This is a genomic window from Sulfurisphaera sp. (genome assembly GCF_059755235.1).
In genome coordinates this window covers 1-25,748 of record NZ_DBPRYF010000032.1, presented here as the reverse complement: position 1 = coordinate 25,748, position 25,748 = coordinate 1, and the positions used below count along the sequence as shown (strand labels likewise).

The 25,748-nt window shown below is 34.3% G+C and carries 30 protein-coding genes and 2 pseudogenes; 13 read left to right on the top strand and 19 right to left on the bottom strand.

What is annotated here, in order from left to right:
• Positions 1 to 6: 6 nt before the first annotated feature.
• From AC3OCB_RS05280 to AC3OCB_RS05270, 3 genes and pseudogenes are all read left to right on the top strand, one after another.
• Complete coding sequence (locus tag AC3OCB_RS05280) at positions 7 to 1,212, top strand: zinc ribbon domain-containing protein (RefSeq protein ID WP_498341279.1); 1,206 nt, start codon at positions 7 to 9, stop codon at positions 1,210 to 1,212.
• Between the two features lie 20 nt (positions 1,213 to 1,232).
• A pseudogene (locus tag AC3OCB_RS05275) lies at positions 1,233 to 2,528 on the top strand (amino acid permease); the annotation flags it as partial.
• 54 nt (positions 2,529 to 2,582) lie between these two features.
• Positions 2,583 to 3,152 carry a hypothetical protein gene (locus tag AC3OCB_RS05270; protein WP_498341210.1) on the top strand — a complete coding sequence of 190 codons (570 nt, stop codon included), beginning with the start codon at positions 2,583 to 2,585 and terminating at the stop codon, positions 3,150 to 3,152.
• A 265-nt stretch (positions 3,153 to 3,417) separates the two neighbouring features.
• On the opposite strand, the gene AC3OCB_RS05265 is transcribed toward AC3OCB_RS05270, so the two are convergent.
• Positions 3,418 to 3,642, bottom strand: coding sequence for a DUF504 domain-containing protein (locus AC3OCB_RS05265; protein ID WP_498341208.1), 225 nt, complete (start codon positions 3,640 to 3,642; stop codon positions 3,418 to 3,420).
• Between the two features lie 243 nt (positions 3,643 to 3,885).
• On the bottom strand, positions 3,886 to 5,577 hold the full coding sequence (locus AC3OCB_RS05260; RefSeq protein WP_498341207.1) for an MFS transporter: 1,692 nt from the start codon (positions 5,575 to 5,577) through the stop codon (positions 3,886 to 3,888).
• Positions 5,578 to 5,700: 123 nt separating this feature from the next.
• On the opposite strand from AC3OCB_RS05260, the gene AC3OCB_RS05255 reads away from it, so the two are divergent.
• A complete protein-coding gene (locus AC3OCB_RS05255) occupies positions 5,701 to 6,030 on the top strand; it encodes a hypothetical protein (RefSeq protein WP_498341205.1) in 330 nt (109 codons plus the stop codon).
• On the opposite strand, the gene lrs14 is transcribed toward AC3OCB_RS05255, so the two are convergent.
• Positions 6,010 to 6,387 (bottom strand): Lrs14 family HTH-type transcriptional regulator, encoded by a 378-nt coding sequence (lrs14, locus tag AC3OCB_RS05250; RefSeq protein WP_498341203.1) that lies wholly within the window; start codon positions 6,385 to 6,387, stop codon positions 6,010 to 6,012. The genes AC3OCB_RS05255 and lrs14 overlap by 21 nt on opposite strands.
• Positions 6,388 to 6,682: 295 nt before the next feature.
• Between lrs14 and AC3OCB_RS05245 the strand changes: the two genes are divergently transcribed.
• Positions 6,683 to 7,087 carry a hypothetical protein gene (locus AC3OCB_RS05245; protein WP_498341202.1) on the top strand — a complete coding sequence of 135 codons (405 nt, stop codon included), beginning with the start codon at positions 6,683 to 6,685 and terminating at the stop codon, positions 7,085 to 7,087.
• On the opposite strand, the gene AC3OCB_RS05240 is transcribed toward AC3OCB_RS05245, so the two are convergent.
• The 3 genes from AC3OCB_RS05240 to AC3OCB_RS05230 are packed head-to-tail and all read right to left on the bottom strand — an operon-like array spanning position 7,084 to position 9,183.
• The gene (locus AC3OCB_RS05240) at positions 7,084 to 7,899 is read right to left on the bottom strand and encodes an ABC transporter permease (RefSeq protein ID WP_498341201.1); all 816 of its coding nucleotides are present in this window, start codon (positions 7,897 to 7,899) and stop codon (positions 7,084 to 7,086) included. The genes AC3OCB_RS05245 and AC3OCB_RS05240 overlap by 4 nt on opposite strands.
• Positions 7,878 to 8,795 (bottom strand): ABC transporter ATP-binding protein, encoded by a 918-nt coding sequence (locus tag AC3OCB_RS05235; protein ID WP_498341200.1) that lies wholly within the window; start codon positions 8,793 to 8,795, stop codon positions 7,878 to 7,880. The genes AC3OCB_RS05240 and AC3OCB_RS05235 overlap by 22 nt, the downstream gene beginning before the upstream one ends.
• Positions 8,779 to 9,183 (bottom strand): PadR family transcriptional regulator, encoded by a 405-nt coding sequence (locus AC3OCB_RS05230; protein WP_498341199.1) that lies wholly within the window; start codon positions 9,181 to 9,183, stop codon positions 8,779 to 8,781. Before AC3OCB_RS05230 ends, AC3OCB_RS05235 begins: the two co-directional genes overlap by 17 nt.
• Before the next feature lie 182 nt (positions 9,184 to 9,365).
• Here AC3OCB_RS05230 and AC3OCB_RS05225 point away from each other — a divergent pair.
• Positions 9,366 to 9,639: pseudogene (locus AC3OCB_RS05225) on the top strand (winged helix-turn-helix transcriptional regulator).
• A gap of 147 nt (positions 9,640 to 9,786) precedes the next feature.
• On the opposite strand, the gene AC3OCB_RS05220 reads toward AC3OCB_RS05225, so the two are convergent.
• The gene (locus AC3OCB_RS05220) at positions 9,787 to 10,014 is read right to left on the bottom strand and encodes an LSM domain-containing protein (RefSeq protein WP_498341278.1); all 228 of its coding nucleotides are present in this window, start codon (positions 10,012 to 10,014) and stop codon (positions 9,787 to 9,789) included.
• Between the two features lie 210 nt (positions 10,015 to 10,224).
• Here AC3OCB_RS05220 and AC3OCB_RS05215 point away from each other — a divergent pair, with 210 nt between their 5' ends.
• Genes AC3OCB_RS05215 through AC3OCB_RS05200 form a run of 4 tightly spaced genes read left to right on the top strand, consistent with a single transcriptional unit; the run spans position 10,225 to position 16,247 of the window.
• Positions 10,225 to 11,760, top strand: coding sequence for an ATP-binding protein (locus AC3OCB_RS05215; protein WP_498341277.1), 1,536 nt, complete (start codon positions 10,225 to 10,227; stop codon positions 11,758 to 11,760).
• A gap of 1 nt (position 11,761) precedes the next feature.
• Positions 11,762 to 14,644: a coiled-coil domain-containing protein gene (locus AC3OCB_RS05210; protein ID WP_498341197.1), complete on the top strand. Its 2,883-nt coding sequence runs from the start codon at positions 11,762 to 11,764 to the stop codon at positions 14,642 to 14,644.
• Entirely contained in the window at positions 14,644 to 15,270 is a 627-nt protein-coding gene (locus AC3OCB_RS05205) for a hypothetical protein (protein WP_498341196.1), read from the top strand. The genes AC3OCB_RS05210 and AC3OCB_RS05205 overlap by 1 nt, the downstream gene beginning before the upstream one ends.
• Positions 15,267 to 16,247: a DNA double-strand break repair nuclease NurA gene (locus AC3OCB_RS05200; protein WP_498341195.1), complete on the top strand. Its 981-nt coding sequence runs from the start codon at positions 15,267 to 15,269 to the stop codon at positions 16,245 to 16,247. Before AC3OCB_RS05205 ends, AC3OCB_RS05200 begins: the two co-directional genes overlap by 4 nt.
• Here AC3OCB_RS05200 and sso10a read toward each other — a convergent pair.
• Complete coding sequence (sso10a, locus tag AC3OCB_RS05195) at positions 16,237 to 16,560, bottom strand: Sso10a family chromatin protein (protein ID WP_498341194.1); 324 nt, start codon at positions 16,558 to 16,560, stop codon at positions 16,237 to 16,239. The genes AC3OCB_RS05200 and sso10a overlap by 11 nt on opposite strands.
• Positions 16,561 to 16,651: 91 nt before the next feature.
• Between sso10a and AC3OCB_RS05190 the strand changes: the two genes are divergently transcribed.
• Positions 16,652 to 16,984, top strand: a complete 333-nt coding sequence (locus AC3OCB_RS05190) for a hypothetical protein (RefSeq protein WP_498341193.1) — start codon at positions 16,652 to 16,654, stop codon at positions 16,982 to 16,984.
• Here AC3OCB_RS05190 and AC3OCB_RS05185 read toward each other — a convergent pair.
• Together AC3OCB_RS05185 and AC3OCB_RS05180 are read right to left on the bottom strand one after the other, a co-directional pair.
• Positions 16,955 to 17,470, bottom strand: a complete 516-nt coding sequence (locus AC3OCB_RS05185) for a hypothetical protein (RefSeq protein ID WP_498341192.1) — start codon at positions 17,468 to 17,470, stop codon at positions 16,955 to 16,957. The genes AC3OCB_RS05190 and AC3OCB_RS05185 overlap by 30 nt on opposite strands.
• Positions 17,471 to 17,494: 24 nt before the next feature.
• Positions 17,495 to 18,271 (bottom strand): nucleotide-binding protein, encoded by a 777-nt coding sequence (locus tag AC3OCB_RS05180; protein ID WP_498341190.1) that lies wholly within the window; start codon positions 18,269 to 18,271, stop codon positions 17,495 to 17,497.
• Between the two features lie 253 nt (positions 18,272 to 18,524).
• Between AC3OCB_RS05180 and AC3OCB_RS05175 the strand changes: the two genes are divergently transcribed.
• On the top strand, positions 18,525 to 19,289 hold the full coding sequence (locus AC3OCB_RS05175) for a CBS domain-containing protein (protein ID WP_498341189.1): 765 nt from the start codon (positions 18,525 to 18,527) through the stop codon (positions 19,287 to 19,289).
• On the opposite strand, the gene AC3OCB_RS05170 is transcribed toward AC3OCB_RS05175, so the two are convergent.
• On the bottom strand, positions 19,266 to 20,021 hold the full coding sequence (locus AC3OCB_RS05170) for a DODA-type extradiol aromatic ring-opening family dioxygenase (RefSeq protein ID WP_498341188.1): 756 nt from the start codon (positions 20,019 to 20,021) through the stop codon (positions 19,266 to 19,268). The genes AC3OCB_RS05175 and AC3OCB_RS05170 overlap by 24 nt on opposite strands.
• Positions 20,022 to 20,199: 178 nt before the next feature.
• On the opposite strand from AC3OCB_RS05170, the gene AC3OCB_RS05165 reads away from it, so the two are divergent.
• Positions 20,200 to 20,529: a helix-turn-helix transcriptional regulator gene (locus tag AC3OCB_RS05165; RefSeq protein WP_498341187.1), complete on the top strand. Its 330-nt coding sequence runs from the start codon at positions 20,200 to 20,202 to the stop codon at positions 20,527 to 20,529.
• Here AC3OCB_RS05165 and AC3OCB_RS05160 read toward each other — a convergent pair.
• The 8 genes from AC3OCB_RS05160 to AC3OCB_RS05125 all read right to left on the bottom strand — a co-directional run.
• Positions 20,518 to 20,925 (bottom strand): SRPBCC family protein, encoded by a 408-nt coding sequence (locus AC3OCB_RS05160; RefSeq protein WP_498341186.1) that lies wholly within the window; start codon positions 20,923 to 20,925, stop codon positions 20,518 to 20,520. The two genes, AC3OCB_RS05165 and AC3OCB_RS05160, sit on opposite strands and share 12 nt — an antisense overlap.
• Complete coding sequence (locus AC3OCB_RS05155) at positions 20,918 to 21,454, bottom strand: class I SAM-dependent methyltransferase (protein ID WP_498341185.1); 537 nt, start codon at positions 21,452 to 21,454, stop codon at positions 20,918 to 20,920. Before AC3OCB_RS05155 ends, AC3OCB_RS05160 begins: the two co-directional genes overlap by 8 nt.
• A 34-nt stretch (positions 21,455 to 21,488) precedes the next feature.
• Positions 21,489 to 22,151 carry a DUF72 domain-containing protein gene (locus AC3OCB_RS05150; RefSeq protein ID WP_498341184.1) on the bottom strand — a complete coding sequence of 221 codons (663 nt, stop codon included), beginning with the start codon at positions 22,149 to 22,151 and terminating at the stop codon, positions 21,489 to 21,491.
• Entirely contained in the window at positions 22,148 to 22,621 is a 474-nt protein-coding gene (locus tag AC3OCB_RS05145) for a PaREP1 family protein (protein WP_498341183.1), read from the bottom strand. The genes AC3OCB_RS05150 and AC3OCB_RS05145 overlap by 4 nt, the downstream gene beginning before the upstream one ends.
• A 172-nt stretch (positions 22,622 to 22,793) precedes the next feature.
• Positions 22,794 to 24,074 carry an IS200/IS605 family accessory protein TnpB-related protein gene (locus AC3OCB_RS05140; protein WP_498341182.1) on the bottom strand — a complete coding sequence of 427 codons (1,281 nt, stop codon included), beginning with the start codon at positions 24,072 to 24,074 and terminating at the stop codon, positions 22,794 to 22,796.
• A gap of 117 nt (positions 24,075 to 24,191) precedes the next feature.
• Complete coding sequence (locus tag AC3OCB_RS05135; protein ID WP_498341276.1) at positions 24,192 to 24,476, bottom strand: recombinase family protein; 285 nt, start codon at positions 24,474 to 24,476, stop codon at positions 24,192 to 24,194.
• A gap of 186 nt (positions 24,477 to 24,662) precedes the next feature.
• The gene (locus tag AC3OCB_RS05130) at positions 24,663 to 25,220 is read right to left on the bottom strand and encodes a protein kinase domain-containing protein (RefSeq protein ID WP_498341181.1); all 558 of its coding nucleotides are present in this window, start codon (positions 25,218 to 25,220) and stop codon (positions 24,663 to 24,665) included.
• On the bottom strand, positions 25,180 to 25,748 hold a 569-nt coding region (locus AC3OCB_RS05125; protein ID WP_498341180.1), incomplete at its 5' end, for a zinc ribbon domain-containing protein. The genes AC3OCB_RS05125 and AC3OCB_RS05130, both read right to left, overlap by 41 nt.

The window sequence follows — 25,748 nt, the reverse complement described above, 5'->3', positions numbered from 1 at the left end:
GATAATATCACGTGGATTGATAAGTGGGAGGAGAAATGTTATGAGATTGAAAGCGGAAGGAAGAGGAAAAAGAGATGTTATCAAATTAAACGACTTATCCCACTGCTTCCAAAGACTAGGGAGTTCAAGAAAAAGCTTAGGGACGAGCTGTTAAAGGGCTGGTCTTATGCTTCCCACTACGTTGATTCTGCAATAAAAGTAGCTTATTCTATTTTGAAGTCTTGGAGGAAAAACCACATTAAGGGGGAGAGGAAGAGAGCAAAACCTACGGTCAAGAAGCTGTTTGCTAGAGTCAAGGAGACTCTGTACAACTACAAGAATGGAAAAATTAGAGTTACGATAGTCCCTAGGAAGCTGTACTTAGAGTTTGACTTAACAAAAGCATGGCTTAAGAACAGGGTTAAAGGGCTGGATCTAGGTGAGCTGATACTGACAAGGAGCGACTTGGTAATTACTTTCAGAAAACCAAAAGAGGAGAAAAATCACGCTGAATATATTGGTTGGGACTCAAACTTGTTCAGCCTAGATGGCTTTTCACCGAAATACGGTTGGATAAAAATTGACCTGAGCGGGTTGTACCACATCCACAGAGTTCACGAAATAAAGAGAAAGAGAGCTCAAAGCATAACTAACAAAAAGTCCTCAGTAAAGGAGAAAGTAACAGAGCACGGTGAGAGGGAGAGAAATAGAGCTAAGGATTTTGTGCATAAACTCACTACAATACTGACTAGGTTGTTCCCAAATGCAATTCACGGCTTTGAGGACTTAAACAAAGAGGGGATGTTTAATGATTCACGGGAACACAACAGAGATACTGCTAAACAGAACTGGAAGCAGATAGTTAGCTATATGTCGTACAAAACCGAGATAAAGCTGGTCGATCCTAGGAACACTTCTTCAACCTGTCCCAGATGCGGAGGAAAGATGATAAAGCTCCAAGAGGGGCAGGTGGTTAAATGCGTGAAGTGTGGGTTGGAATTAGACAGACAGCTCTGCGGGGCTATAAATATTTACCTCAAAATGTGTGGCTTTCCCCAGAGCCCGAGCACCTTCTTCCGTGCGGTGATAAAGAAGATGATCCCTCGGTGGAAGACACAGATGAGGGCTTTGGGAGGGGTTTTCACGAAAGGGGGTAAGGGCGATGATATGCCACCGATGAACTCAAGAAGGTGGCTGAGCCTAATGAACCCCAAGGCTTACATAGGCCTATGAATGCCTATGTAAGCTGAACCCCTAGGACGGGTGGAGACTATATATGGATATCTAGGAAGCTAAATGGAGCTTTAGGATCAATTATGGGGGTAGCTTTTGCATTCAACATGCCACCTTACTTTGCATTGTCAGCGTTTTTCTCGGTTGCAGCTATAAACCTTGTTTTCCTAGAGATAGGTACATTAAATCACATTTCGTCTCTAGTTTATCTAGCAAATAATGTATTTGTTAACCCTTACGGTACCTTGACAATGTCCCAAGAGCTATTATTTTACGTTTTAGCGGCAATTTCCTTTGTTATCATTATCTTGATAAATATTTTCAGGCCAAAATGGGGTTTCAAGTTAACAACTGCATTAGGAATTCTATCCTCAGCAACACTTATCTTGGCTATGATAATAGTTGCCATAAACATCCCAAATTTCCATCAAAAAATCCAACCGTTCCTAACTGACTTCAATATCACTGGCAATGTTACACCATTTAAATTCAGTCTTGGCTCGACCCTCTACATGATACCTTTCTTCATGTCTTACGCTTATATTTGGCTTTACGCAGGACCTGCAGTAGCTTCAGAAGCAAAAGAAGGATCTTTAAAATTAAACTTAATCTTAGGAAGTATAATGACTTTCGCTATGATAACTTTTCCATTCCTTATAATGGATTTAGCTGCTGGACCCGCATTTAACTTAGCATATTATCCTTCTTATACCTATAACTTTTGGAGCGTCGCAATTTACTTGTCTAATCCGGTCCTGCAGTGGATTTTAGGTATTGGATTAATTGCATGGAATTATTTTGTAATGGCATTTGGCGTTGTAGTTTTTGCAAGGTATGTTTTTGCTTTCTCTTTTGACAGACTCTTCCCCTCAATATTTGCTAAATTAAATAAGCAGGGTTCACCAGTCTATGCACACGTCTTAGACTTAATTACAACTTTGATATTTTTGACAATCCCGCTTATCTCCATTTCCGGTGCATCAGCACTATACTCTTATACTCCTCTAGCTGTTGCCTATCTCTTCCTTGTCTCTTTAGCCGGTGTAAAAGTTGGCCTCCAAGATAAAGACAAAAAGATTCTTGCTGTCAGTTTACTCTCTTCAGCTCTAATGCTCGCTACTGAAGTTGAAATATTAATACCGAGCAATAACTACCCGTTTAGCGTAATAGGGACTTCTGGGTTAAATATAATTGCAACTGCTTACATATTCTCTCTTGTGGGCTTAGGAGTCATAACTTATGCTTTAGCGAAGTATTTTAGAAAGAAAGAAGGGATAGACATCTCATTAGTGTATAAAGAAATTCCGCCTGAATAGTCTCTTTATTAGTGTGACAATTTAAAAAGTAATACTGGATTAAGAATAGTACCAATGATAAGCGTCACACTCACAGTCAATAAATTAACAGCATTAAGCTATCTTTCAAACCCAAAAGTTTTGGAGAATTTTAAAATACACGTAGTAAATGAAGTTGAGGCTGAAATAGATGGAAAACAATTCTTTTTCTCAAAAAAAGTCAATTTACAAGATGTCGAATACAGTTTTACAAGAAAGAGATTATTAAAGGTAGAGTCTCTTACGCTAAGATTTAGCATCCTAACCAGAAAAGATGGAGTTACTATCACTGTTAGTGGTGATAATAAACTTCTAAGAAACTTTAATGAAAAGAAATTTGTTGAAGACCTAGTATTGCTTGAGACCGAGAAAATGCTCACATCAAAACCTATAATGAGTTTAAAGGTAAAGAGAGAGGAAATAACTGATATAATCAACTTAGCAATTACAAAAAGTATCAATTCAACGTTACTTCTTTGGTTATCTTCAGAAAACAAATTCGTAAGAATGAAAATAAGAAACGGAGAAATGATAGAAAAGATAGGAGACTTTACATCTCTAGGAGAAAACGTTGATGTATTTCTTAAGCAGTTAGCAGTTACTTAGTACATCCCTCCCCACCTCACCAGATTTATCATTATCTTCTTTTGCTTTAACTTTTATGATTTTTTGGAACTTATCCATCAACTTTATATATAGAACTTATTATATATTAACATTTTATTGGTAATACATAAAAAGTTGTCAACCATTGCGACAATATATTGAAAACATTTTATAATTTTAGATATTTCTTGGTCCCTAACTTTACATAATGTTTAACGGATTGCGAAAAATACGAGAATTACCAACGCAAAGTTAACTTTATAAACTATCTCCTCCACAAAGTTTTCCCTTTTTCTCTTATCTCAATAACCCTATGAATAGGAATTACTGTCTCGCCGTCTATCAGATAAATGTAGTAGTTATCTACTCTCTCTATTTGTGAAAAAGGGATTTCAGCTACTCCTTTAACTCTGTCCCTTATTACTAAAAATACATCCTCTTTCTTCTTATCGCTATATAAGACTCTATTGATAGCATCCTTTATTCTCATCAAATCACAACTATTTTTAGGACTTCGGATTTTTAATTTACTTCTACACGAAATGAAAGGTTTCCGGTTTGAGGGAAAACTCTTATTGAGTATAAAACTTGAATTCTACGCTCACTAATTTTCGTCTAATACTTTATAACACTTTTCATTAGCATAAAGTTGTTCTTTAGCATCTTCTTAACAAGGAAGAACTTTTCTTAAAAATTACGATAGATGCAAGATTTATAAAACAATAAAAAATATTTACGTCTTTTTCTCTTCTTGGAGTGCATTTATCATATCCCTTTCATATATTACAGTTTTCCCTCTTAGAGCTGAAATAACCGCAGCTACAAACACTAAAGTTGCTGAAAAGTAGAAGGCAATCCTTAAGGAATCCATAAATGCTGGGGCTATAACTGAAGGGAACCAGAACTTGCCAGTCATTGTCTGAATTGTAGAAGCTGGTATTGAACTAACTACATTTTGAGGTAACTGTGAAAGGATAGTAGAAACTGGATTATAGCCTAAGAACGCTGAAAATAATGCTGCCGTCGGCGGAATTTTAGTCATAAATGGAATCAGTTGAGGAGCACCAACTACATTTAGTGCTGACGATAGTGTACTAGGTAAGTTAAGATACAAAACATCAATAACTATGGTAAACGCTAAACCTATACTTAATGTTCCGCCAGTATTAGTTAACATGGCTCTTATACCAGAGGCTGAACCCCTATGTTGAGGAGGGGCTGCATTAATTAGGGCTGCCATGTTTGGTGACACAAAGAGACCGTTACCAATACCCATTATGAATATTATAGTAGCAAAAACTAAATAATTGAAATTATAAGGCAACATTGTTAATGCTATAAATCCAGCTCCAAGAATCACTAAACCCAAAGTTGCAAGGGTTCTAGCGCCATATTTATCTGATAACCTACCTGCTATAGAACCTATAATTCCAAAACCTGCTAATAATGGAAGTAGATATATTCCAGCCCAGAATGGTGCTTCTGAATAAGGTATTCCGTGGATGGGAAGCCAGATAGCTTGAAGCCAAAGTACAAGCATTAACTGTAGACCGCCAAAGGCAATCTGAGCAAAGAATACTGATAGAGATGCCATAGTAAATGCCCTAACTTTAAATAGGTCTAGACGGAACATTGGGTCTTTTACTTTTGATTCCACGAATAAGAAGATTCCAAATAGTACTAAACCAGAAGTTATACTTGCAATGACGTAAGGATTGCCCCATCCTGTTGCTGCAGATCCATAAGGAAGAATACCGTAAGTTATTCCTATCAGAATAAGAATTAGGGATATTGCGTAAAGTATATTGCCTGCAATATCTATTTTTTGGTTTCTGTTAGGAGGAGTTAACTGCTTAAGCGATTTGTAAGACCATATTGTGCCTATTATGCCTAGTGGAACACTAACAAGAAAAACGTCACGCCAATAAATACTCGCTAATATGCCACCAAGAATTATCCCAAAAACTCCTCCAAAAATTCCTATTACACCGTTTAATCCAAGAGCGAACCCTCTTTGATTTGGTGGAAAAGCTTCTGCTAACACTGCAGCACTATTTGCCATTAAAAAAGCTCCTCCAATTCCTTGGATAATCCTATAAATTATTAGCTGAAGAGCGGCTATGTTCCCTGTACCGGGTGTTATATACAAAAGAATCGAACCTATTGTAAATATTGCAAAACCTAGATTATACATCCTAACTCTTCCAAAGATATCTGAAAGTCTTCCTACATTAATTACCAAGACAGCCGAAACTATACTGTATCCAAATAAGATCCATAAGAGGTACTGAAAAGACGTAAAAGGATTTACGTTAATCCCCCTAAATATTGCTGGAAGCGAGATCAAAACTATATTAGCGTTCATGAAACCCATAAAGACTCCAAGACTTGTATTAGATAATGCGATCCACTTATATTGAGCCATAATATTAAGTGGTGAAAAGTTAACCTTTAAATCTTTTGATTATAAAGGTTTAAATTATAATTATGGATCTGGTTGAACATGAGTTTAATTATAATTTTTTAGGATATAATAGAATAGTTACAAGTGGTTTGTCCATACTACAAGAATGGTTATTGTACATCACCGTTACTCCCTACTCCAGATGATAGTGTGACAGCTAGAAGCAGGTGCTATGACAATTTTAAATCTTGTAGATATTATGTTGGTCAAGAGTTAAAGAACGAAATAAAGATTAATTTCTTCTCAAGAGTAAACTTGCTCAGTGAACCGATAAAATCTGATTGCCAATACTTTGATATAAAAAGGGTAAATCAAGGATATATAGCATATTGTAAATCAATAAATAGAGTGTTGACTTTATCTCAAGCTAAAAACTGCGTCACTTACTGGAGCTTATGCCCTTTCAGAAAGTAGTTTCTTAAGTGTTTCTTTCACATTAAAGACTACATTAAATGCGTCTTCGCTTATTTTCTTATTTATATAGTCACTTCTTACATAATAAGCAAACGTTGGTCTTCCTTTCTTCTTCTCATTAACAATTACTTTTTCTTTCTCTACTAATCCCTTGCTTATTAGGCTGTTTATAGCCTTATTAACAGATGCCTTTGAAACTTTTAATCTGTTTGCTATCTCTTCACTAGTTAACTTTCCGTTAGTAGCCATTAAAACTTCTAGTACTTGTATTTCGCTTTCTCCTAGATTATATAGGAATGAAAACATTCTTTCTACGTCCACTTCTCTGCCATCGGGAAATATTAGTTTGTCTGCCATTTTTTCCTCACTTAACATATTACAATAAAGTAACTAAAAAACCCCATATATTCAAAAATATATAAATATGGACAAATGTAAACAGAGTTTAATTTCCCTTATTATAACGTATTTTTATAATAATGATGTTGAATTCCAACAATATAAATGCGTTGTAGTCAAATAGCATATAATATGCACATATATCAATACAAATATTTACAATAATATATCGTTTTGTTTCTATAAGAGTGGATCGTATTATATTCCAAACTATCTGGAAAGATTTTTTATACTATTAAATACAATACATCGTATGGGTCTATTTAAAAAAGAAAAAACATATCCCCCAGTACAAGATCTAAACCAAGTTATTCAGAACTTTGCACAATATTTAAGTAGCGATGGATGGAAAGTACAGCAAAAAGTAGAAGGAAACAAAGCTATATTGCAAGCACAGAAAGGAGGAATACTAAGGGATATCTTTGCAGCAGATAGAGCATTAACATTCACTTTTGAGCAACTTCCGAACGGGTTAAAGGTAACTGTGGGTGTGGGAAAATGGCTACAGAATATCACAGTTACAGCAATTGAAGCAATCTTAATCTCAGGGTTGTTCCTAGCAGTTGACGTACCTGAAATGTTATGGACAGAACATATTGAGTCAAACCTAATGAAAAAATTAGATGAAATTGTAAATTCATCTAAAGTATCAGCTTAATACTCGCTTAATGTACCTTTTTTTCTAGCTCTTTTGAAAGAATAAGAGTAAAATCCTATTCCTAAAGGCAATAATATCACGTTGAAAAGTATTAGAACACCTATTATGTTTGCTAATTGTATTACTCCTTCTCCAGAAAGCATAGAAAGCCTTAGTCCATTTAAAGCCCATGTTAAAGGAATTGCTAAACTAACGTCCTTTAATGCAGTAGGTAAAATTGTAACTGGAAACACTGTACCAGACATCAATGTAGTAAAAGTAGAAAAGAAGAATGCAATTGGATTACCTTGCTTTACCATCATAGTAAAGCCAGCTGATATCATAGAAAATCCTATTGTAGAAAGTAATAACAGAAAGATAATTATAAACGTAGCTAACAAGTTCACGTCGTAATGCACTTTTAGGATAAGCCCAATTGACAGAGTTACTCCAGCACTGATAGTGTTTATTACAAATCCCCAAAGTACTGAATAAAATAGAAAAGAAACTACTCCACCCGATGAAAGAACATAATACTCTATTGTGCCATATACTTGTTCGTTCCTTAACCTTTGACTTATAGTAGTTATAATAGAAGACACATACCCTTGAAAAGCTAAGCCTATAACTACGAATGCAGTATAATCTGGTACTCCAATCTTTTCTACTAAATTTCCCCCTAAAGAAATACCAACAAAATAATAAGTAAATACTGGTAAAACCCACGATAACACGTTTAATACCATCTGTGTTTTATAGCTACTCCATATCTTAAATCCACGCAAATAGATATATGCGTAAAGCTTGTCTATTACTCCTCCCGTCTTTTCCAACCCCCTCTCCTAGATTTATTCCTTGTAGAGTCTATTTCTTCGCCTATCAAATATACGAAAACATCTTCGAGCGTAGGAGACTCCTCCTTGATTACGTTTCCAGAAATGCTCTCACTCTCAGGAACTCTAAGAAAGAAAGTCCCATTATCATAACCTACGACATATTTATCAAATCCTCTAGGAACATCTCTTACAGAAACTAGCTTAACTTTACCTAGTTTAGCTAGAATATCTTCTTTACTTCCCTCAGCTATTAAATTACCTCTTTTTAAAACAATAATTTTATCCGCTAGATCTTCTACTTCCTTCATATTATGAGAGGTAAGCAGAATTGTTTTTTCCTTGCTAATTACTTTAATTAGACTCCTAAAATCCCTTGAGCTTACTACATCCATACCTAACGTAGGTTCATCAAGTAAGATGACTGGAGGGTCTAAAATCAAAGCTCTAGCTAAAGCTAATTTCCTTTGCATCCCCGTACTATATTTCATGTATTGGACATCTTTCCATTCAGAAAGACCCACTAGCTCTAGGACTTCGTTTGCAACCCTTTTAGCTTCACCAACTGACAACCCTTGAATTATTCCAAAAAAGACTAGATTATCAAAACCAGAAAGCCTATAATAGAAAGCTCTTTCACTAACCATCATCGTACCAATATTTCTCCTTACTTCTTTCTCTTGTTTAGTAACACTATAACCATTAATATAAGCGTCTCCATTGTCTGGGATTATCAAGGTAGAGAGAATTTTTATTAAGGTCGTCTTTCCCGCTCCATTATGACCAACTAGAGCTCCTATCTTTCCTTTTTCAAGTTCGAAAGAAACATTGTTTAACGCTTTTACCTCTTTCCCACCCGTTTTAAAAGTTTTAGATACGTCAGCTACTTTTATCAAATTCTTCAAGTCCCCTTTTCAGAATTTCTTTCACTTTCTCAATTTGTTGAGGGGAAAGAGAACTCTTATTTTCTATTAGATAGCGTATATTAGAGTCTGTTTCATCAATTATTACCTCATATTGATGTTCTGGACTTATAAGTTGCTTTCCTTTTTCAGTGATTTCATAATAGTTTTTTGATCCCTCAACCTTAGCAACTTTTACATAGCCTTCAGCTTCAAGTTTGTCCAATGCGGGATATATTGCACCAGGTGAAGGCTTCCAAAACCCTTGTGTAACTTTCTCAATTTCCCGCATTATATCTGCCCCAGTCATGGGGCCCTTTGACACCAATATAGTAAGTATAAGATATCCAAGACCTCTCCTTCTATGATGGTGATGCAACATAAGATATCATTTGCGATACCAAGCTAAAAAAATTATCCCTAAATTTCTAAGCAAAGCGAAGATAAAGTATATTAGAGTTAGAAGGATATTTCTCTTATGGAACAGAGAATAACGGAGTATGTCCCATTGTCGAGACAATTAAGGTTATTGGAAGTGAGGCTAAGCTTCTTGTTTTAAGGTACTTGTTTGATGAAAGTAAAGGTTTTAATGAATTGCAGAGGGCTACGAAGTTAAGTTCTAAAACTTTATCCAGTGCCTTAAAAGATTTAGAAGAAGCTGGAATAATAAGAAGACTCGTATAGCGATAGACCATTTAGAGTAAGATATGAGCTGACAGAAAGAGGAAAAGAGTTAAAACCGCTATTTCAAGAGATGGAAAAAGGGGAAACAAGCATTTGCTTAATAAAGAATAAAGGGAAAAAATTATTTTCAAACAATCAAGCTCCTTACAAATAAGAAGAAATCTTATTTTATTAAAAACAACTCTAATAATCATATATTAAGTGATAAACATTCAAGCTATTTATATGCCATATACCATGAACCAGCTCCATTCGTTCTGTATAAACAAGGGAAAACTTGAATGATGGTCTGAATTGAAAGTTAGGAGCTCATAGGAGAAACTAATATCACGTTGTCTCCTCTTATTATTATAGTTCCTACTTTCCTTGTACTTCCATCGCTCATTACTTCTTCAGAATTCTCCAATACTAAGTTCATGTGCATATCATAGCTCTTTAAAGTCCCTCTTACTATCTTTTCTCCTTTTAGTTTTACCATTACTGTTGAGCCCAAAGCTTCAGCTAAAACTTTGTGTGCTGATTCAGCCAAGATAACACCCAATAGAGAGATACTCATATCAGTATAAATATTTAACGATAGGATACATACACTCGTCTCTCAATAGAGCCATAATACCCATTAAGCTAAGAAGGATGGAAATACCAATAGAAAGATAAAAGCCAACTTATAGTTAAACTGCAATGGATAACTGTGGAAAATGTAGGAATTGTGCTACAAAGAGGAGAAAATAGCGGGATTATGGCTTTGCTTCGATCTGACGTAGAAATCACAAATGGCCAATTATTCCTTATACAAGATGGTGAGAAGAAAACTGTAGCTAGACTGGACGAATATTCATATATAAATGAGTTCTTTGATGAAAAAGCTCCTTTTAGCAGAACGTTGCTTAATGATAGCATAAACGTTGAATTACTTCACATGAATACAGTAATAAAAGCAGAAATGTCAATTGTAAAAAAATACAATCATTCATCGTTGCCTAAGCCTGGTTCAATAGTTAAATTTTTGCCAGAGATAAAAGATGATAGGGATTTACTAGAGTTTTATCAACTTCAATCTCTACAAGGATACATAAAATACGGTAAGCTAGCAGGGTCAAAAATTCCTTTGTTATTAGACCTTAATTCAATGACAATGCATGTTGGAGTTTTCGGGGAAACAGGTAGCGGAAAAAGTTATGATATGAGATATATGATAACCCTCCTTTCAGATATAAATATTGGAGACAAAACAACCGGGATTCCATTAATAATATTTGACGCTAATGGAGACTATGCAGATTTCACTTCTTTTAACATTGACTTAGTAAATAAAGGCAGGGGTTGGATTAAAAAATACGTTATAAGAGATCCACTTAGTGACGCAGAGATTAGGCTATCTATTGATCTTTCGTTGTTTACACCCAAAGACTTAGCAGATTTCATAATTTCCTTAAAGTACGGAGATATAGCTCCAAACTCGCTTCAGTCTAACTTGTTAGAGCAAGTCCTTTCACAACATGACCCTTCAGAATATAATTGGCTTTTGAGCACGAGAGAAGGTATTGAAAGTTTAAAAATAGAGTTAGACAACTTAAAAACTTCTGGTTTTAGTCCTAGCACTGTAAGAGCAGTAAACAGTTCACTTGAAGTGTTCTATAACAAAATTAAAAACTACTCCTTTGTATCTTCATCATCAACATTTAATGATCAAACACTAGATATTCTTTGGAACACTAAGGGATTATCTATAATTGATTTTTCTGCAGATGGTTCACCGGGAGTAGATATACCGACAAAACAACTTATTGTAAGTTACGTTTCTCGTCTTGTTTTAAAGTATTTAACTAATGCAAAATATTCTGGGAAACAAAAATTAATTGGAGTTGTAATTGAAGAAGCGCAAAACTACATACCATCGAACGACTATCCAGTTAATGCTAGAATAACTAAAGATGTTCTAGTCACTTTAGCAACACAAGGAAGAAAATTTGGCGTTTCACTCTTCTTAGTCTCTCAAAGACCTGCTTTTATAGATAAATACGTGTTGTCAATGCTTAACACTTTCTTCTTCCACAGAATTTATCATGAAGACGTTAGGTATGTCATGTCAGCAACTGGGGGTCTACCGGAGCATTTAGCAAAAAGTTTGCCTACACTAGAAACAGGTTATGTAATTGTATCTGGACTAATGTCTGGGTTAAAGTCTCCTGCATTAGTTAAAATTCCATGGGATGATAGGATCGGATCTTATGCTGGTTATGTAACAGATATAGAAAACATTCTGGTGAGCTGAGATGTGTGATTTTAGACTTAGTGAAACTTCAGCCTCAGCAGAAAGCATTTATAAACTATATGAATGTGTAATGTCCAAGACTGAAGTTGTAAATAAAATTAAGTTCTTCAAACAAATCGGAGAAGAAATAGAAAGAGTAAAAAGTGTTAGAGAGTCACCAGAGATAATAGCACTAGTTGCTGATTGGGGACAAGGTAAAACTACGTTGCTAAGTGTATTAGAAGAAGTTACGCAAGTCACTAAATTAGACTTCGTTGATATGCTAAAAACTGATCTTCCTTTGGAGGGAAACGTAGTATTAATAGATGAAGTGGAAACTAGCATAGAACTTTTATCCCAGTTCAGAGACAAGGTTAAGGACTTTTGGATTAAGATAAAGGATCTTGCGAATTCCAAAGGAAATAAAATAATCTACTTGTCAATGACGCCCAGTGCATATTCAAAGATATTCGGTGAAATGCTCAAGGATTTATTCCCAGAAACATATGAGGCAATTGTACAAAGAGTTAAGAAAGTGTTCTTAATGCCTCCGAACAAACTGGAGTTCCTAGCTGTTATCGACTGTCTGTTAGACTTTAACCACCAAAAAGATAAGAAAATCCTTGAATATTTAGATCTGCCTTACTGGACTATTGGACAAGAGAGAAGGAAGCTCGCAAGGTTCTTTAATGACATATTATGTAAAAGCCTAGAAAGCAAAGAGCCAATAGATGCAATATTTAAGCTCTTAATAGATAATCAAAACCTTAATGATGAAGGAGAGACTATAAGAGTGAACGAAGTATTAAAATTCGAAAGGGAACTAGATAAGAATGAAATAAAGGAGTTCCATAAAGAATTGTTAAGTAGAATATTTGTAGAGAAACCTATAGAGAAACTAAAGGACCACGTCGTTGAGGGTTTTCTTGTTGATTATTACTCATGGGCTGAGGTCGCTAAAGACTTAGATGCATTAGAAGACTTTTTGTTAGTTTACCTTAATGAAAAAGATAACTTGGATCAAGATCTTTACGTATTTCTTTCAAAGGATATTGATAAAGTGATCTATGAAAACGTGAATAAGGGAAATATAAACGAGGTTGTTGAAAGACTGAAAATAAGGAGTAAGAGAAAAGCTTATGCTTTGACATGGAACATCTTTGAAACTCTTGTAAACACCAACGTTGGGGGTTCAATAGTAGAGTTTGAGAGTAGAGAACTTAAAGAGAAAGCGATAAGGTTTGTTAATGAGGCGCTGATCAACGATGAAAAAGAAGTAGAAGCGTTTATCTCCTTCTTAAAATATGGTTTGGAATTAGAATTTGAAGAGAAGAAAATAGATGGACTAACAACACTTCTCATTTTACCTAAATATCATATGATTATAACTAAAAATCCAGGCAAATTACCGGAAGATTATATAATACATGGAATAATAATATTATCTGACGATTCCTCTAGGGATCACTATTATCAATCCCTTTCTGTTAAAGTCTTACACTTGCCTCTTAATACCGTAAAGAAAAGACAGATGCTTTACATTAACTTTTATGAACTCTATCAAAAAGGAGTTAGACTTAGAAAAGAGTTAATCAATATCAAACTTGCAGATGTCGTTTCTTCAGTTAGAGGATTCCTAGACTCTATAGAAGATGAGCTCTCATTACCAAATCTGCCAATTGCAAAAGGCAATAGGAGACCTATACAATCTTTCAACTGGATAGCTTTTGCCCCAGAAATTTATCCTGCAAAAGCTTCAGAAGTATTCACAAAAGTTAACAGCATAGTGAACGAGAGATTTAGGATTTTCGGATCTAAACAGTTTCACCTAGAGGACATAGAGACTGCTGAAACGTTCTTAGAGGACGTTGTTCAATACTTCGCAGAAAACGAAATCATAAATGTAAATGGAGAAGTCATCGATTTCTCTAACCTAGCTGGAGAAAAAGTCAAGGAGTTCACAAAAGTTATGATAGGATTTCTAAGACAACAACTGAAAGACAAGTTAGAGAATGAAATAGTTAAATACATCAGAAACGAAGAAAAAAGTGATTTACTGAATATAGTGCAAAAGACCTTTGGTGTAAAGAAAAACGCTAGCCTGGAGTTTATGGTTTATTCTACTATAGCAACTGGAGAAATAGGTAGTTATGTTAATGCAAAAGATCTAATTTCACTTAAGGAGATAAAAGATCGACTAAACAAGATTAATATGAAGAATGAATACTTTATAACTGCTAAAAGAAGAGCTGCCGGTATAAGGAGAATAACGGATATGGTAAATACAATCAGAGAATATATTAATTTAGCTGAAAGAAGCGATGAAAGAAACTATGTTAGACTATCTTTTGTTATATTTTTATTAGATAAACAACTATCAAGATTTCTCCAAGAACTATCAATCGCAGAAGAAAATATTGCTAAGATAAAGACTGAGATTGGTAAAAAAGTTGAGATAATAAATAAAGCTAAGGAACTAGTGAATGTCAAAGAAGTAGAGGAAGAAAAAGTATTGACAAAACTACAGCAAATAGTTGAAGAAATAAAGGAAAAATTCCTCAAAGAAGTAGAGGAAGAAGATTCAGAGAACTTGATGAATTTTATAGAAAGCATAAAGAAAATTAGTGGGAATGATTCCAGCAATCTAGATCTAATCCTTTGGGAAACAGTAAAAATAATAATGGATGGAGCATCTTTGCCTCTTACCGAAAAGCTTAAGGACACGTTCTCGCCCCTATTGCCTTTAACAGGCATTAACCATAGTATAGCGAAGTTAGAGGCTGAACTTAAAGAGATAGAGAAGGTTTACCCTGAGATAAGTAAAATGTATTCTCAATTAGAGGAGAAAAGGAAGGAGTTACAGAAATTAATACAAGAAGTAAAAAGAGAAGCTGGTGGTAAATAATGATGCTTAATGAATTAGTTAACTTAGTAGCAGAGAAAAGAAAAGAAATCAATAAGGAAAAAATAGAGAAAGAACTTAGAGATGTCCTAAACCAACTTTCAGCAATGAGAGAATCGATAGAAAAACTCAAAGAAATTAAGCTAAAAATGATATTATGTGATGAAGAAATTAAGGAAATAAGAGATGATATTTTATCAGCATCTGACCCGTCTACTCTATCCAAATTAGTAAGTGTGCTCTATACAAAGACTGTAGATTGCTATAACAGAAAAGAGGAAGAGAGAAGGAAAAAACTAGAAGAAGAAAGGAAGAAGATTGAGGAACTGAACAAGAGGCTAATGCTTTACAAGAAAATATTTAAGAACGTATTGGGAGAAAACATAGATATATATTTACTCAATGGCCATGCAGAAGATTTAGAAGGAGAGATTAAAAAAGGAGAAGAACAGCTTAAGGGACTTTATGAGAATTTAAAAGTTAAGGTAGGAGACAAGTTAGACTTGCTAATACAGCTAATTTATTCAAACGAAATTGAAGTAAACAAGGACAACTACTCTGAAGTTGTAGAGCTAATAAAGTTCCTTATCGATAAGGGTATTATAGTCTCAATAAGGTTATCAAAATGAGTGATATAATAGAAAAGATAAAGGAAATTGCGTTAGAAGAGAAGGAAAAGGCTAACAAGCTTAGAGCAGACATAATGCTTATAGCAGATGATATAAGAAGTAAGAGGTTAGACATTTCGTTTGAAACTGTAAATGGATCAGTAACTGAGCATACCGCTTGTGCGATAGACGGAGGAAAGTATGAGTTTGATTTAGGGGACTCATATCTGATTATGGCTAAAGCTGTGAATGTAACTGGTAAGTATGGAGAAGTTAAAAAAATTCCTCCAACGGTGATAAGAGATTTCAAAATTATTAGTGATTATTATGGTGAGGATGAAGTAAAAAAGAACTCTATCAGTTTAATGTTATCCCTTGAGACATCTCTCCTTAATAATGCTAATTCCGACATAGTTTTTATTGACGGACCACTTATTGACCCACCAGTTTATGATGAAACTCTTGATGAATATTTCATAGTAAGGAGTTCAATCGTTAAAAGAAAAAAACCTATTGGGATTGTTAAAAGATTTAGCCATAGAATACTAATTAAATATTTATTCAATCAAGGATATGAACTTACAAATGTGCGTGAAAGCTATCTAGTTACCATGCTTATGACAGAGTTAAGGAAAAATGTAAAAAACAAGGAAAGCGTCTTCCTAGGATGGATTGATTGGAATAAGATATTCAAGGAAGGAGAGTCACTCTCTGATCTCAATAGCTTAGAAAAAGCATACAGAAAATTCGATACATCAATGTATTCCGCTTACTTTCAACTAAGCGCAATTTCTCCAGTAGTTAGAATTGATGTAATAACACAAGAGGGGATTGAATACGTGAAAAGCTGGGGGATTGAAGGAGAAAAAGAAGTTACTATTTTAAATAAAATTGCTGATAGCCTTGCTAAGTTTAAGGAAGAAGAAGCTAAGAGTTATGTCTCGCTTTTCCAGATTGTAAGAGGGACGGATTTACAGTCTTATTTATCTAAGTTTTAGTTTTGTTTTTTAATAGATCCACAAGATCTAAAACGTTTCTTCTAGCTTCTTCATATTCCTTCAAGGCTTTAACATACTTTTCCAATCTTAACATAGCATCCTTTCCTTTATCAGTGAGTGAGTATACTGTACTTCTACCATTCTGAGTGCTTTTTATGTAGACCTCCTTTTCCAATGTTTCAAGGTATTTTGCTAGTTCAATTAGATTTATGCCAGCAGAGTACATAACTCTAGTTTTAGAAGAGTTCTCATTACAAGCACTCAGTATAGAATAGAGGACTTCAAGAGAAGTCCTCTTTACTCTTTTGCTCATTATGTGATTACTAACGCATATAGTATTAAAATTTTATGTGCAAAAAATACTTACAGTAAACTGTATGTTTCTTAAAAATCTTATTATTAACATGATTTATGACTTAAGAAGAATAGATAACAAATTTGTGGAGTTATTACTAGAAGAGTATTTTTCAGATAATAACAGTGTTGTGAATGACTTCTACATTGTAAAGCTGGCAGAAGATGAAATAAGAAAGATATATAGATTTAAGGTTTGGCTTTTCAGAGTATCTGATAACAAAGTTGACGGTTTTTCTGGATATGTTATATTTTATAAGAATAAAGTAATAATGAAATTGCCTATTATAAAGGAAATTAAATTAGACGATAAATTTATTGAGAGGATAATTAATTTATTTGAGCAAATATATCTAAGATTTAGTAGACAAGAAATTCTTTAACCATTGTAGAACTTTATCATCATTATTATCTTCTAGGAACTTCACATAATTTGAAATGAAATCATTAATGTCAGAATATTTATTCAGATAATCTCTTAGAGTCCTTATTGCAAAACTCTTGTTTAACTTATACTCTTTTTCCCCTTTCCCAAAATCTAAAATTACCCTATTCTCGTAGAATATCATTCTCCCTATTAGACTATCGTTGCTCATTAAATCATATTCTACACCATAAACTGCTTCAACTACATAACTACCGTCGTCAAAGAATTTAATCGGTCTCTCCTTGTAATAGTTCCCTTTAATAACGCTGATACCTAGAACTTGTAGATACCTTTTAGTAAGATCAAGTAGTTCTTTTTCATTGCAGTTTTTACTATGTGTTATAAGGTGAAATATATCGTCCTCAAAAACCTTTCTGCCACGAATTAAGCCACTGTTAAAAAGTATATCAAGGATTTCTAATACTTCTTTTTCACAATCCATAACGAAATCTTAGAAGCAGAGACTTTAAAGTATTATCTCTTCCTTTTTCATCTCATTCCTTAGTATCTTATTGGCTAATTGCTTTATTTCGGGTACTACTTCCAAGTCTTCTATTTTTCCGTAGAATTGGAAAATGTTGTCATAGAACTTAACTATGACTCCTATGGGAAAACCGGCAAAGTTCATCAACTTCTTCATATCTTCTAAGTAGTGCTCCTTTTCTTCGACCGCCATATTGATAATCCCAGCTAATGGGCTCCAATCAATAGGAGCTTCACTAGCTATCCTTCTTAGGTAAATTATTGAATCCTCAATCGAGTACGGTAAAGGATCCGTAACTAAAATAACTGCAGACTTATCGTTAGGAAATACCTTTTTGTATGCCTCTGCTTCGTAACGTATAGGGTGAAACTCCCAGCTTAAAAATACTGGATTGTCTACTATCACATAGTCGAACTTTTCTTCCCTAAGAAATTTTGTATAAAAATCAATAAAATCATTTACTTTATTAAAATGGTGCATGATCTTGTAATAGTCGATCCCCAACGAGAACATCTTTACAATTTTAAGTTGACCTTTTCCTAAGTCGATAGTTTTGTAAAAGTTCTCTGGACTTTTTCCTAAACCGATTTGAACTAATAAACCATCGTCATTAATACTGGCTAGCTGAGATACATAGCTCATTATGTCTCTATCTACAAAGAGAACTCTTTTACCTTCTTCTGCCAATGCCTTTGCTAGCATCAAGGAAATAGTTGATTTACCTACTCCCCCCTTGTATCCGTGAAATGTTATTCTCATTATAGATACTTTTTTTCATAAACGTGGATATAAGATTTTTTCCAAAATCTTCTAACGAGTAACAGCAATAAAGATCAACATAGTTAGCTTCATGAACAGATATACCGTAACGTCTTAAAACCTATTTTTCATTGCCCTACAATGCTAAAGCTTATAGTTATAATTATGTGATCGATTTTAAAACATTGAAATTAAGTTATTATCACGATATAAAGACCCAAAAGCTTTTCTTTATATAAGCAATATTATACATATGGATACCAAAGTTTCTGAATATATGGATACAGTAGTTGTAACTGTAGATGTTAACTCGTCTATGAATGAAATACTTAACGTGTTAGCAAGAAGTAGTAATGGAAGAATCTTAGTCTTAGAAGGAGAAAAACCAATAAGTATGATAACCACAAGGAGCATAATTGCCGCTTTTTCTGAATACGGACTTGATATGTTTAACCTCAGAGCTAAAGATTTGATGTCAGAAGACTTGGTTGTAATATCTCCTAATACTACCATAATGGAAGCTATAAGAATTTTAATTAATAATAACATCGGAGGAGTCCCAGTCTTAGAAGGAAATGTTATCAGAGGTATTTTCACAGAAAGAGAAGTGATAAAAATTATTGCTAATCTTCAATTTTCTGGTATAGTTGACTCAATTATGAACACCAATGTTGAAACAATACCTCAAAATTCAACAATACTAAACGCAGCTAAAATTATGAACCTAAAAAACATAAGACGTTTACCTATAGTAAACGAGTATAAGATGATTGGCATAATTACCGCTGCAGATATAGTCAAATATCTTGATAAGAACAAGAAGATTGGCAATGTTTTAGAAGCTGGCACACAGAATCCATGGACTATTAGCAGATATACAAGTATTGTTGATGCAGCTAAACTCATGAGAGACAAAAGAATTGGTACACTGCCAGTTGTTGAAAATAACAAACTTGTAGGAATAGTAACTGAAAGAGATTTGATGTACTCATTACTAACTGTAGAACTCAACAGCTAACATACTAACTCCTCCATAAGGAACCTCATAACCTATTATTTGAGCCTTTTTTGGTTTTACAGCCCCTAAAACAACGTGTAAGGGTCTTAACATACCTTCTGGTGATGCAACATTCCATTCTTTTGTGCCTTCCAAAGAGAAAATAGACTCAAAGTCATTTTCTTTTAGTTTCTCAATTAAGACCTCATCAAACTTAGTTTGTTTTGGTTTTGTGTTTAGATACATTAACTCAAGTCTGTGCGTTGGAGAACCCGTTCCCATTACTAAGACGTTTTCTCCACCAACTACCTTATTTATTACCTCTCCCAATTGATAATGTGTTTTTGCTGGTAAGTCAGTAATGGATACTGTTACAGCTTTAACTCCCTCTGGGTACATATACATTAAAGGAATCCATGCACCATGATCCAATCCCCACTTATTGTCCTCTTTTATAGGTAGTCCCGCTTTTTTACCTTCTTCAACTATTTTCTTTGCTAGTTCAACGTTATTTTCCGCTGAGTAACAGAATTTGTATAATTCATCTGGAAATCCGTAATAATCTTGTATACAATCTAAGGTAGGTTGTGTTTCTACTAGAAAAGTGCTGGACCAACTGAAGAAATGAGGACTAATAACAATAACTGTGTCGTATCTTCCTAACTTTTTACTCCACTCCTTCAACAAATCCTTCCAAGGATCTTTTTCTATCAATATCATTGGTGAACCATGTGATACAAATACTCCTTTCATTGATTTAATTTTCCCCTTTTCTCATATTTAATAAAGTAGCTTTCTTCAAGTAAACTAAAAATATAAGTACAATCCTAGTAATTAAAAACAGTGTATTCTAATTCATGAAAGATTAGAAAAGATAGACCAATAAAATAAATTGTTCCAATTAATCTTTACTGTGATGAAGGGAGAAAAGATGATCGTATTAAGGGGGTTGATGCCGATCTTTATCTCTTATGTTATTTATCAAAGAGGTATGCGTGCTCATGGCGGAGAGATTAAGGATGACATAGAGAAATTATTCCAAAAACCTGTACCGAGGAGTTTAATTTATGGTACATTGAGAAGAATGGAGAGATATGGTATAATAGAGAAATGCGAAGACAAAAACAGTAAGAAGATCTATAAATTAAATGAGAAAGGTTTTATCTTTTTGATTAAACATGTAGAAATATTAAGAAGCTTATCACCCGTAATTAATAAAATAGTTGATGATATGGACAAGAAACTGAATTCAAGCGGATAACTTGGTTCTAGATACTATTCTATCAAGAGCGTTCACAGTACCAGATTTAAAATGTTCCTCTGTTCTCTTCTCGAAAGGCCTCAGAAACAAAGAGAGTTGAACGTTCCATTTTGAGCAAATTTTATCTGTTTCAACAATTATTTCATGGTATCCTTTAACTGGCCCAGAGAGGTAATTGATCATAACTTTCTTATTATTATCATCTATGACTATTCTAACTTTTCCACTCGACGGAAATGCAAATCTTATATCTCCTTCATAGACGCCTTTCTGAATTTCTTTTATATTTAGCTCCCTAGTCCCCTTCCAATAATTTGGTATATCATAGGGGTTTCTTACTATCTCCCAAACCTTCTCTCTATCTGAAATATTTTTACATATAGTAAAGTCAATCATTCTTTATCAACACTAAACCATAATGGTAACTCGTGGGTTTAAACTTATTGATAAGCTTGAAGTCTTTAAAGAAATTTAAGTACTCTTCTTCAGACATTCTGACATATAATGGTGGGCCATAGCCAGTGTCCTTCTTTTCCCAATCAATTATTATAACCTTGCCACCCTTCTTTAGTATCCTTTTTATTTCTTTAACGACTTCTTCCTTGTTTTTCATGTCATGAAAAGAATTCGCTAAAAGTACTACGTCTACTGAGTTGGATGGAATAGAAGTCTTTGATGAATCTTCACATAAAAAGATCGCATTAGTTACTTTCTTCTTTACTTCCTCTACTGCAGGACAAAATGAGTCTACACAATATAGTTTATCTGCATATTTTTGTAAATATTGACAATAAAAACCGTTTCCGCATCCTAGTTCAGCAATTGTTTGACCTTTCTCCAATAATGAAGGAAGATAAGATTCTGGGTTTTCAAAATTCTTTCTGAAATCTTCATTCATTCCATGTCCATGTAAATGTCTAAACATAATTAACTATATAAAAGGAGGACTTTTATATCTTTCAATTATTTCTCATTTCCTCTAAGATCTTTTTCATCAATTTAGCGTTCTCTAACATCCAATGATCGTTGTTAAAGAAAACAAAGATATCAACAGGGTTTAATTCCACGACTCTCTTCGCTAACTCCTTTAACTCTTCTTCACTATACTCATACATATACCACTCTTCTCTTCCGTGCAATCTCAAATAAACAACATCAGAGGTTTTCACAATGTATGTGCCGATTGGAGAGTCTATTGAAACGATGGTTGCTTTGAAATCTGGCAAATTTTGATACCATTCAACATCTCTAAATTCAATCGCCATTCTTTCTCCTACAATCTTCTCAAATTCTTTAACTCTCTTCACATTCTCTTCATTAAACTTAAATGTTGGAGGCATTTGAAATAGATAAAATCGTGGATTTAATTCGTCCATCAGTTTTTGAAATTTCTCCCAACTTTCAACATCTTTTAACCTTTTAACATGGGTTATATACCTATTTACTTTTACACTCCAGACGATGTCATACTTTTTCCATCCCTTTACTTGGTTTGGAAAAGGAAAGCGATAAAAACTCATATTAAGCTCTACTGCATTTAAATCAGAATGGTTTACATACCATTCTAGATTTTGACCTTCATTCCAGTCATACATCCATCCAGATGTACCAACATATATCATTGCAGTATGCTCCTCATTTTATTTACTAATTTTTTCAACTGCTCTTCTCTGTACTTAAATTCATCTTCACCTTGAGGTCTTGGATGATATTCACCGTGAAGTCTTTCAGAATTAGTAAACATAGTTACTAATTCCCCATCGTTATATTTAAAAGCCAAATAGTCTATAAGTGAAAAATAATCCTGATAATTCTGTATATCAAATCCTAATTTTAAGGCTACTGCTCTCATAAGATACGACAAGCCTCTCCAGTACATCTCCCCAGCATCAACTAAGTCCTCTTTCTTTTTTAACTCTTCTCCTAACTCTACGTATTCATTAGAGATTTCAGCTAAATACTTGATTCTGTCTTTAACATCCATGCTCCCTAAGATTAGTTCCACGACTAGTTCTGAGGGAGTTAATCTCTTTTTAACACCAACATTTTCCAAGTACTCATAAAGTTTGTCAGGGACTATTACTTCTTTCATATTTATTTAATAGTTGTTTTAACCTATTATATACTTCTTCTATGTTTGGCCTAGCATTAGGACTTGTCATACTTTTTATTAAATCATGTATATCCTTTTCGACATCTGGAATAACTAGTTCCTCATAATACTTTAGATAAATTTCTTTAGCGTTTCCCAGACCATATCATTTCTAGTTATTTCTTAATTCCATAGTCTGGGTTAGCCCTAGGTGTTGTATCATCAGCTTCAACCACACCGCATGGGGCTCTGTCGAGCCCAACGCCATGGGGCTCCCATTAGAGTTTAGATACCTTAAACCTATGTTTATTGCTCCAATGACATCTCTATCAAGTCCGTTTTCGGCTATTCTCAGTCTGAACTTCACTACTTTCACTCTCTTTCTCCCCCTCCACGCATAGCGCATCATCAAGGGAGAAAAAGTCTTCAACCTTTTCCCAGTAAATGGGTCTGTGGTCGAGGTATAAGCTTCATTTATTGTATCTACATATAATGGTTTATTTTCTAATACGTCAACCAATTTAACAACACTCCATTGATGAATTCTATGCCTCATTTTATCAGAATGTGTCTTTTCTTCAATCTTCTTCTTTCCTTTAAACACTTCTCCGACTACAATCGTTGCGTCACTCTTAGTTGCTATTTCCTCTAGGATACTTGCAGTTTGATAGATTGTGTCTTCTTTTCTCTCTTTTTCTCTTAACTTCTTCAAAGCTTTTTTGACTTCTCTGTCCTTTGTTGATTTACCTTGAGTTATTCTCATTCTTCTTTCTGAGTAAGAAATAACAAGATTGCCTAAACCAGTTTCAACCCTATAAGCTTCAGCAATTTTCCCATCTTTAAAAAGCACAGCAGTAACGTTGTTTTTATTAATATCGACTGCTAGCACATTTTTACTTTCTTTCAGTTCCACCTCCTTTTTGAAAGTAAGGTAACAGAAAATCCTACCATCAACCAGTTTTATCTTTAGCTCTTCAGCTAATGTCCAACCATCATGACGGTACAAGTATCTATGCAAAAGCTTAGTATCTATATATTTTAACTCCAACCATTCCTCCTTGATTGTGTTACTTTTAATCCATATTGCTCCATTTTCTAATTTCCAGTCTTGTGAGTCAGAAAAAGTAATTGTCACTCTTCTAACTGCGGGCTTATCAGTCTTTGCTTTTCCTTTCATTTTTAGCTCTTTAAATGATTTAACTCTCTTCAGAACGTCTCTATAAGAACCTTTTATTACACGTGTTGCTAACCAAGGAAACTCTTTGCGGTATTGCTTGTAAAATGCTCGATGAAGAGTTTTCTGAGTAGCATCATTTTTTAGCGTAAATCCAATCATCTCCACTAACATTTTCCTATATGCAGATTCAATCTCATAGAGAGTTTTCCAACCTTGTCTATTTGTATAACATTCTATTACAACAGTCTTTTTGACTGTCTTTGATTGTGTTTTCAACATTCTCAATGATTTTTTATATTAGAGGCTCTCTTTACCGAAAATATTCTCAGCAACTCGTTGCAATCTTACTCACTTAAAGCATCAACTGGCTCATGCATATAATCCTTTGGTTCCTTATTGAAAATTGACTCTAACGCCACAAGCTTTGAATAACTCCTCTAAATATGAAAAGCCGTTAATCTCTCTTTGTAAGTAACAACGACTATAGCATCTATCTGCTTTTCCCCAGCTAACTCTATTAGTTTCTAGTCCTTTTCTAATCCTCTTTCGACCCACTACCAACGTCTTTAATAGCCACATAGCTTGTGTAAATTCCTTTTTCACATACTCCTTCAAAGACAATGTTTGCCTATCTAAATCATTTTTCTGAGCATTCCCACTTACTCTAGCATAGCATATATTATACTTTTTTGACCGTTGAATAAAACCTTTGAGAGGTTTCTAAACTTCTGACTGAGGGATATAATAGTATCCATTCATGTTATACACTTAAACTTTTCAGCCCTAATCCGCTTGATAATTGACTCTACTGACACTTTACAGCTCCGCTAATTCGCTGACTTTATATAGTTTTTTATTAAGGAATTAAGACTTCATAAGAATCTTTAAGTTTAGTGGTATACTTGGAACAGCCTTATCAATCATTGCTTTGGCATCGCCCTTTTGCTCTAAAATTACATGTATTTCATTCATAATTCTTACAACATCCGGAGGGTTGTACTCTTTCCTTGTGAGCATTTTATATAGTGTAGCTCCTAAGGAGTATATGTCCATAGAAGGATCAGCACCTTTTCCTTCAACTATTGCCTCAATTTGGTCTATAGAACAATACTCTGGTGTATAGTGAGAGACTTTTTTCCCCATTTTTCTTGCCGAACCCAAATTACTTATTTTCACTTTCACGATAGAGTTTAGGTTGTTCCAAACTTCCTTTCCCGTCTTCCCAGGTGGATGAGAAAGTGGATGAGAAAAAAGTATATTTGATGGTTTAATATCCAAATGAACAAAACCTGCTCTATGAATTTCCATTAGTGCTTTGGAGACTTTCACACCTATTAAGAGTACAGTCTTTTTCCATTCATCAGACTGACTTCTCCCGCCCTTAAGAGCGAGGATTCTCACGGTCTGAGTGGTCTTTTCCACCTTTCACTCCGTGAGCAGTCGAGAGGTGCAGAAGACCCCTCCCATAAAGGTTCATAACTGCAATATAATCACGATTTTCTTCAAATCCACAGTTAGGACAACGAAAAGTCCTATAATCACTCTCTTTCATTAATGTTCCACACTTAGGACATGAAGTTGAGGAATATGCGGGGTTAACCTTAATTACCTTCAAACCATGTTTCTTAGCTTGCCACTCTATCCATCTTTGAATACGTCTATATTGCATCAAATACAACTTCAACCTATAATTCTTCCTTAATTCGTTAACATTATAGATCATTCTGTTCAATTTCTCTAGCACTATTACGTTAGCTTTAAACAACATAGCTATTTCCACGACCCATCTACCAACTTTCTTAGAAAAATCCATTAGGATGTTCCTCTCTCTTCTGAAGAAGTGAGCAATCCTAGTGAGAATGTGCTTTGAACTCCTCCACTTTGTTGGATATTTCTTTTGTAGCTTTTGCGCTTCATTCACGTAGTGATCAGCGTCATCTAAACGGGTTG

Coding starts and splice junctions, on each gene's coding strand:
- AC3OCB_RS05190 (WP_498341193.1), top strand. CDS start 16,652: ATGATTTATGACTTAAGAAGAATAGATAACAAATTTGTGGAGTTATTA.
- AC3OCB_RS05145 (WP_498341183.1), bottom strand. CDS start 22,621: ATGAAAGAAGTAATAGTCCCTGACAAACTTTATGAGTACTTGGAAAAT.
- sso10a (WP_498341194.1), bottom strand. CDS start 16,560: ATGAGCAAAAGAGTAAAGAGGACTTCTCTTGAAGTCCTCTATTCTATA.
- AC3OCB_RS05150 (WP_498341184.1), bottom strand. CDS start 22,151: ATGATATATGTTGGTACATCTGGATGGATGTATGACTGGAATGAAGGT.
- AC3OCB_RS05205 (WP_498341196.1), top strand. CDS start 14,644: ATGATGCTTAATGAATTAGTTAACTTAGTAGCAGAGAAAAGAAAAGAA.
- AC3OCB_RS05165 (WP_498341187.1), top strand. CDS start 20,200: ATGATCGTATTAAGGGGGTTGATGCCGATCTTTATCTCTTATGTTATT.
- AC3OCB_RS05270 (WP_498341210.1), top strand. CDS start 2,583: ATGATAAGCGTCACACTCACAGTCAATAAATTAACAGCATTAAGCTAT.
- AC3OCB_RS05180 (WP_498341190.1), bottom strand. CDS start 18,271: ATGAGAATAACATTTCACGGATACAAGGGGGGAGTAGGTAAATCAACT.
- AC3OCB_RS05160 (WP_498341186.1), bottom strand. CDS start 20,925: ATGATTGACTTTACTATATGTAAAAATATTTCAGATAGAGAGAAGGTT.
- AC3OCB_RS05170 (WP_498341188.1), bottom strand. CDS start 20,021: ATGAAAGGAGTATTTGTATCACATGGTTCACCAATGATATTGATAGAA.
- AC3OCB_RS05265 (WP_498341208.1), bottom strand. CDS start 3,642: ATGAGAATAAAGGATGCTATCAATAGAGTCTTATATAGCGATAAGAAG.
- AC3OCB_RS05230 (WP_498341199.1), bottom strand. CDS start 9,183: ATGTTGCATCACCATCATAGAAGGAGAGGTCTTGGATATCTTATACTT.
- AC3OCB_RS05245 (WP_498341202.1), top strand. CDS start 6,683: ATGGGTCTATTTAAAAAAGAAAAAACATATCCCCCAGTACAAGATCTA.
- lrs14 (WP_498341203.1), bottom strand. CDS start 6,387: ATGGCAGACAAACTAATATTTCCCGATGGCAGAGAAGTGGACGTAGAA.
- AC3OCB_RS05260 (WP_498341207.1), bottom strand. CDS start 5,577: ATGGCTCAATATAAGTGGATCGCATTATCTAATACAAGTCTTGGAGTC.
- AC3OCB_RS05185 (WP_498341192.1), bottom strand. CDS start 17,470: ATGGATTGTGAAAAAGAAGTATTAGAAATCCTTGATATACTTTTTAAC.
- AC3OCB_RS05210 (WP_498341197.1), top strand. CDS start 11,762: ATGTGTGATTTTAGACTTAGTGAAACTTCAGCCTCAGCAGAAAGCATT.
- AC3OCB_RS05215 (WP_498341277.1), top strand. CDS start 10,225: ATGGCTTTGCTTCGATCTGACGTAGAAATCACAAATGGCCAATTATTC.
- AC3OCB_RS05200 (WP_498341195.1), top strand. CDS start 15,267: ATGAGTGATATAATAGAAAAGATAAAGGAAATTGCGTTAGAAGAGAAG.
- AC3OCB_RS05175 (WP_498341189.1), top strand. CDS start 18,525: ATGGATACCAAAGTTTCTGAATATATGGATACAGTAGTTGTAACTGTA.
- AC3OCB_RS05155 (WP_498341185.1), bottom strand. CDS start 21,454: ATGTTTAGACATTTACATGGACATGGAATGAATGAAGATTTCAGAAAG.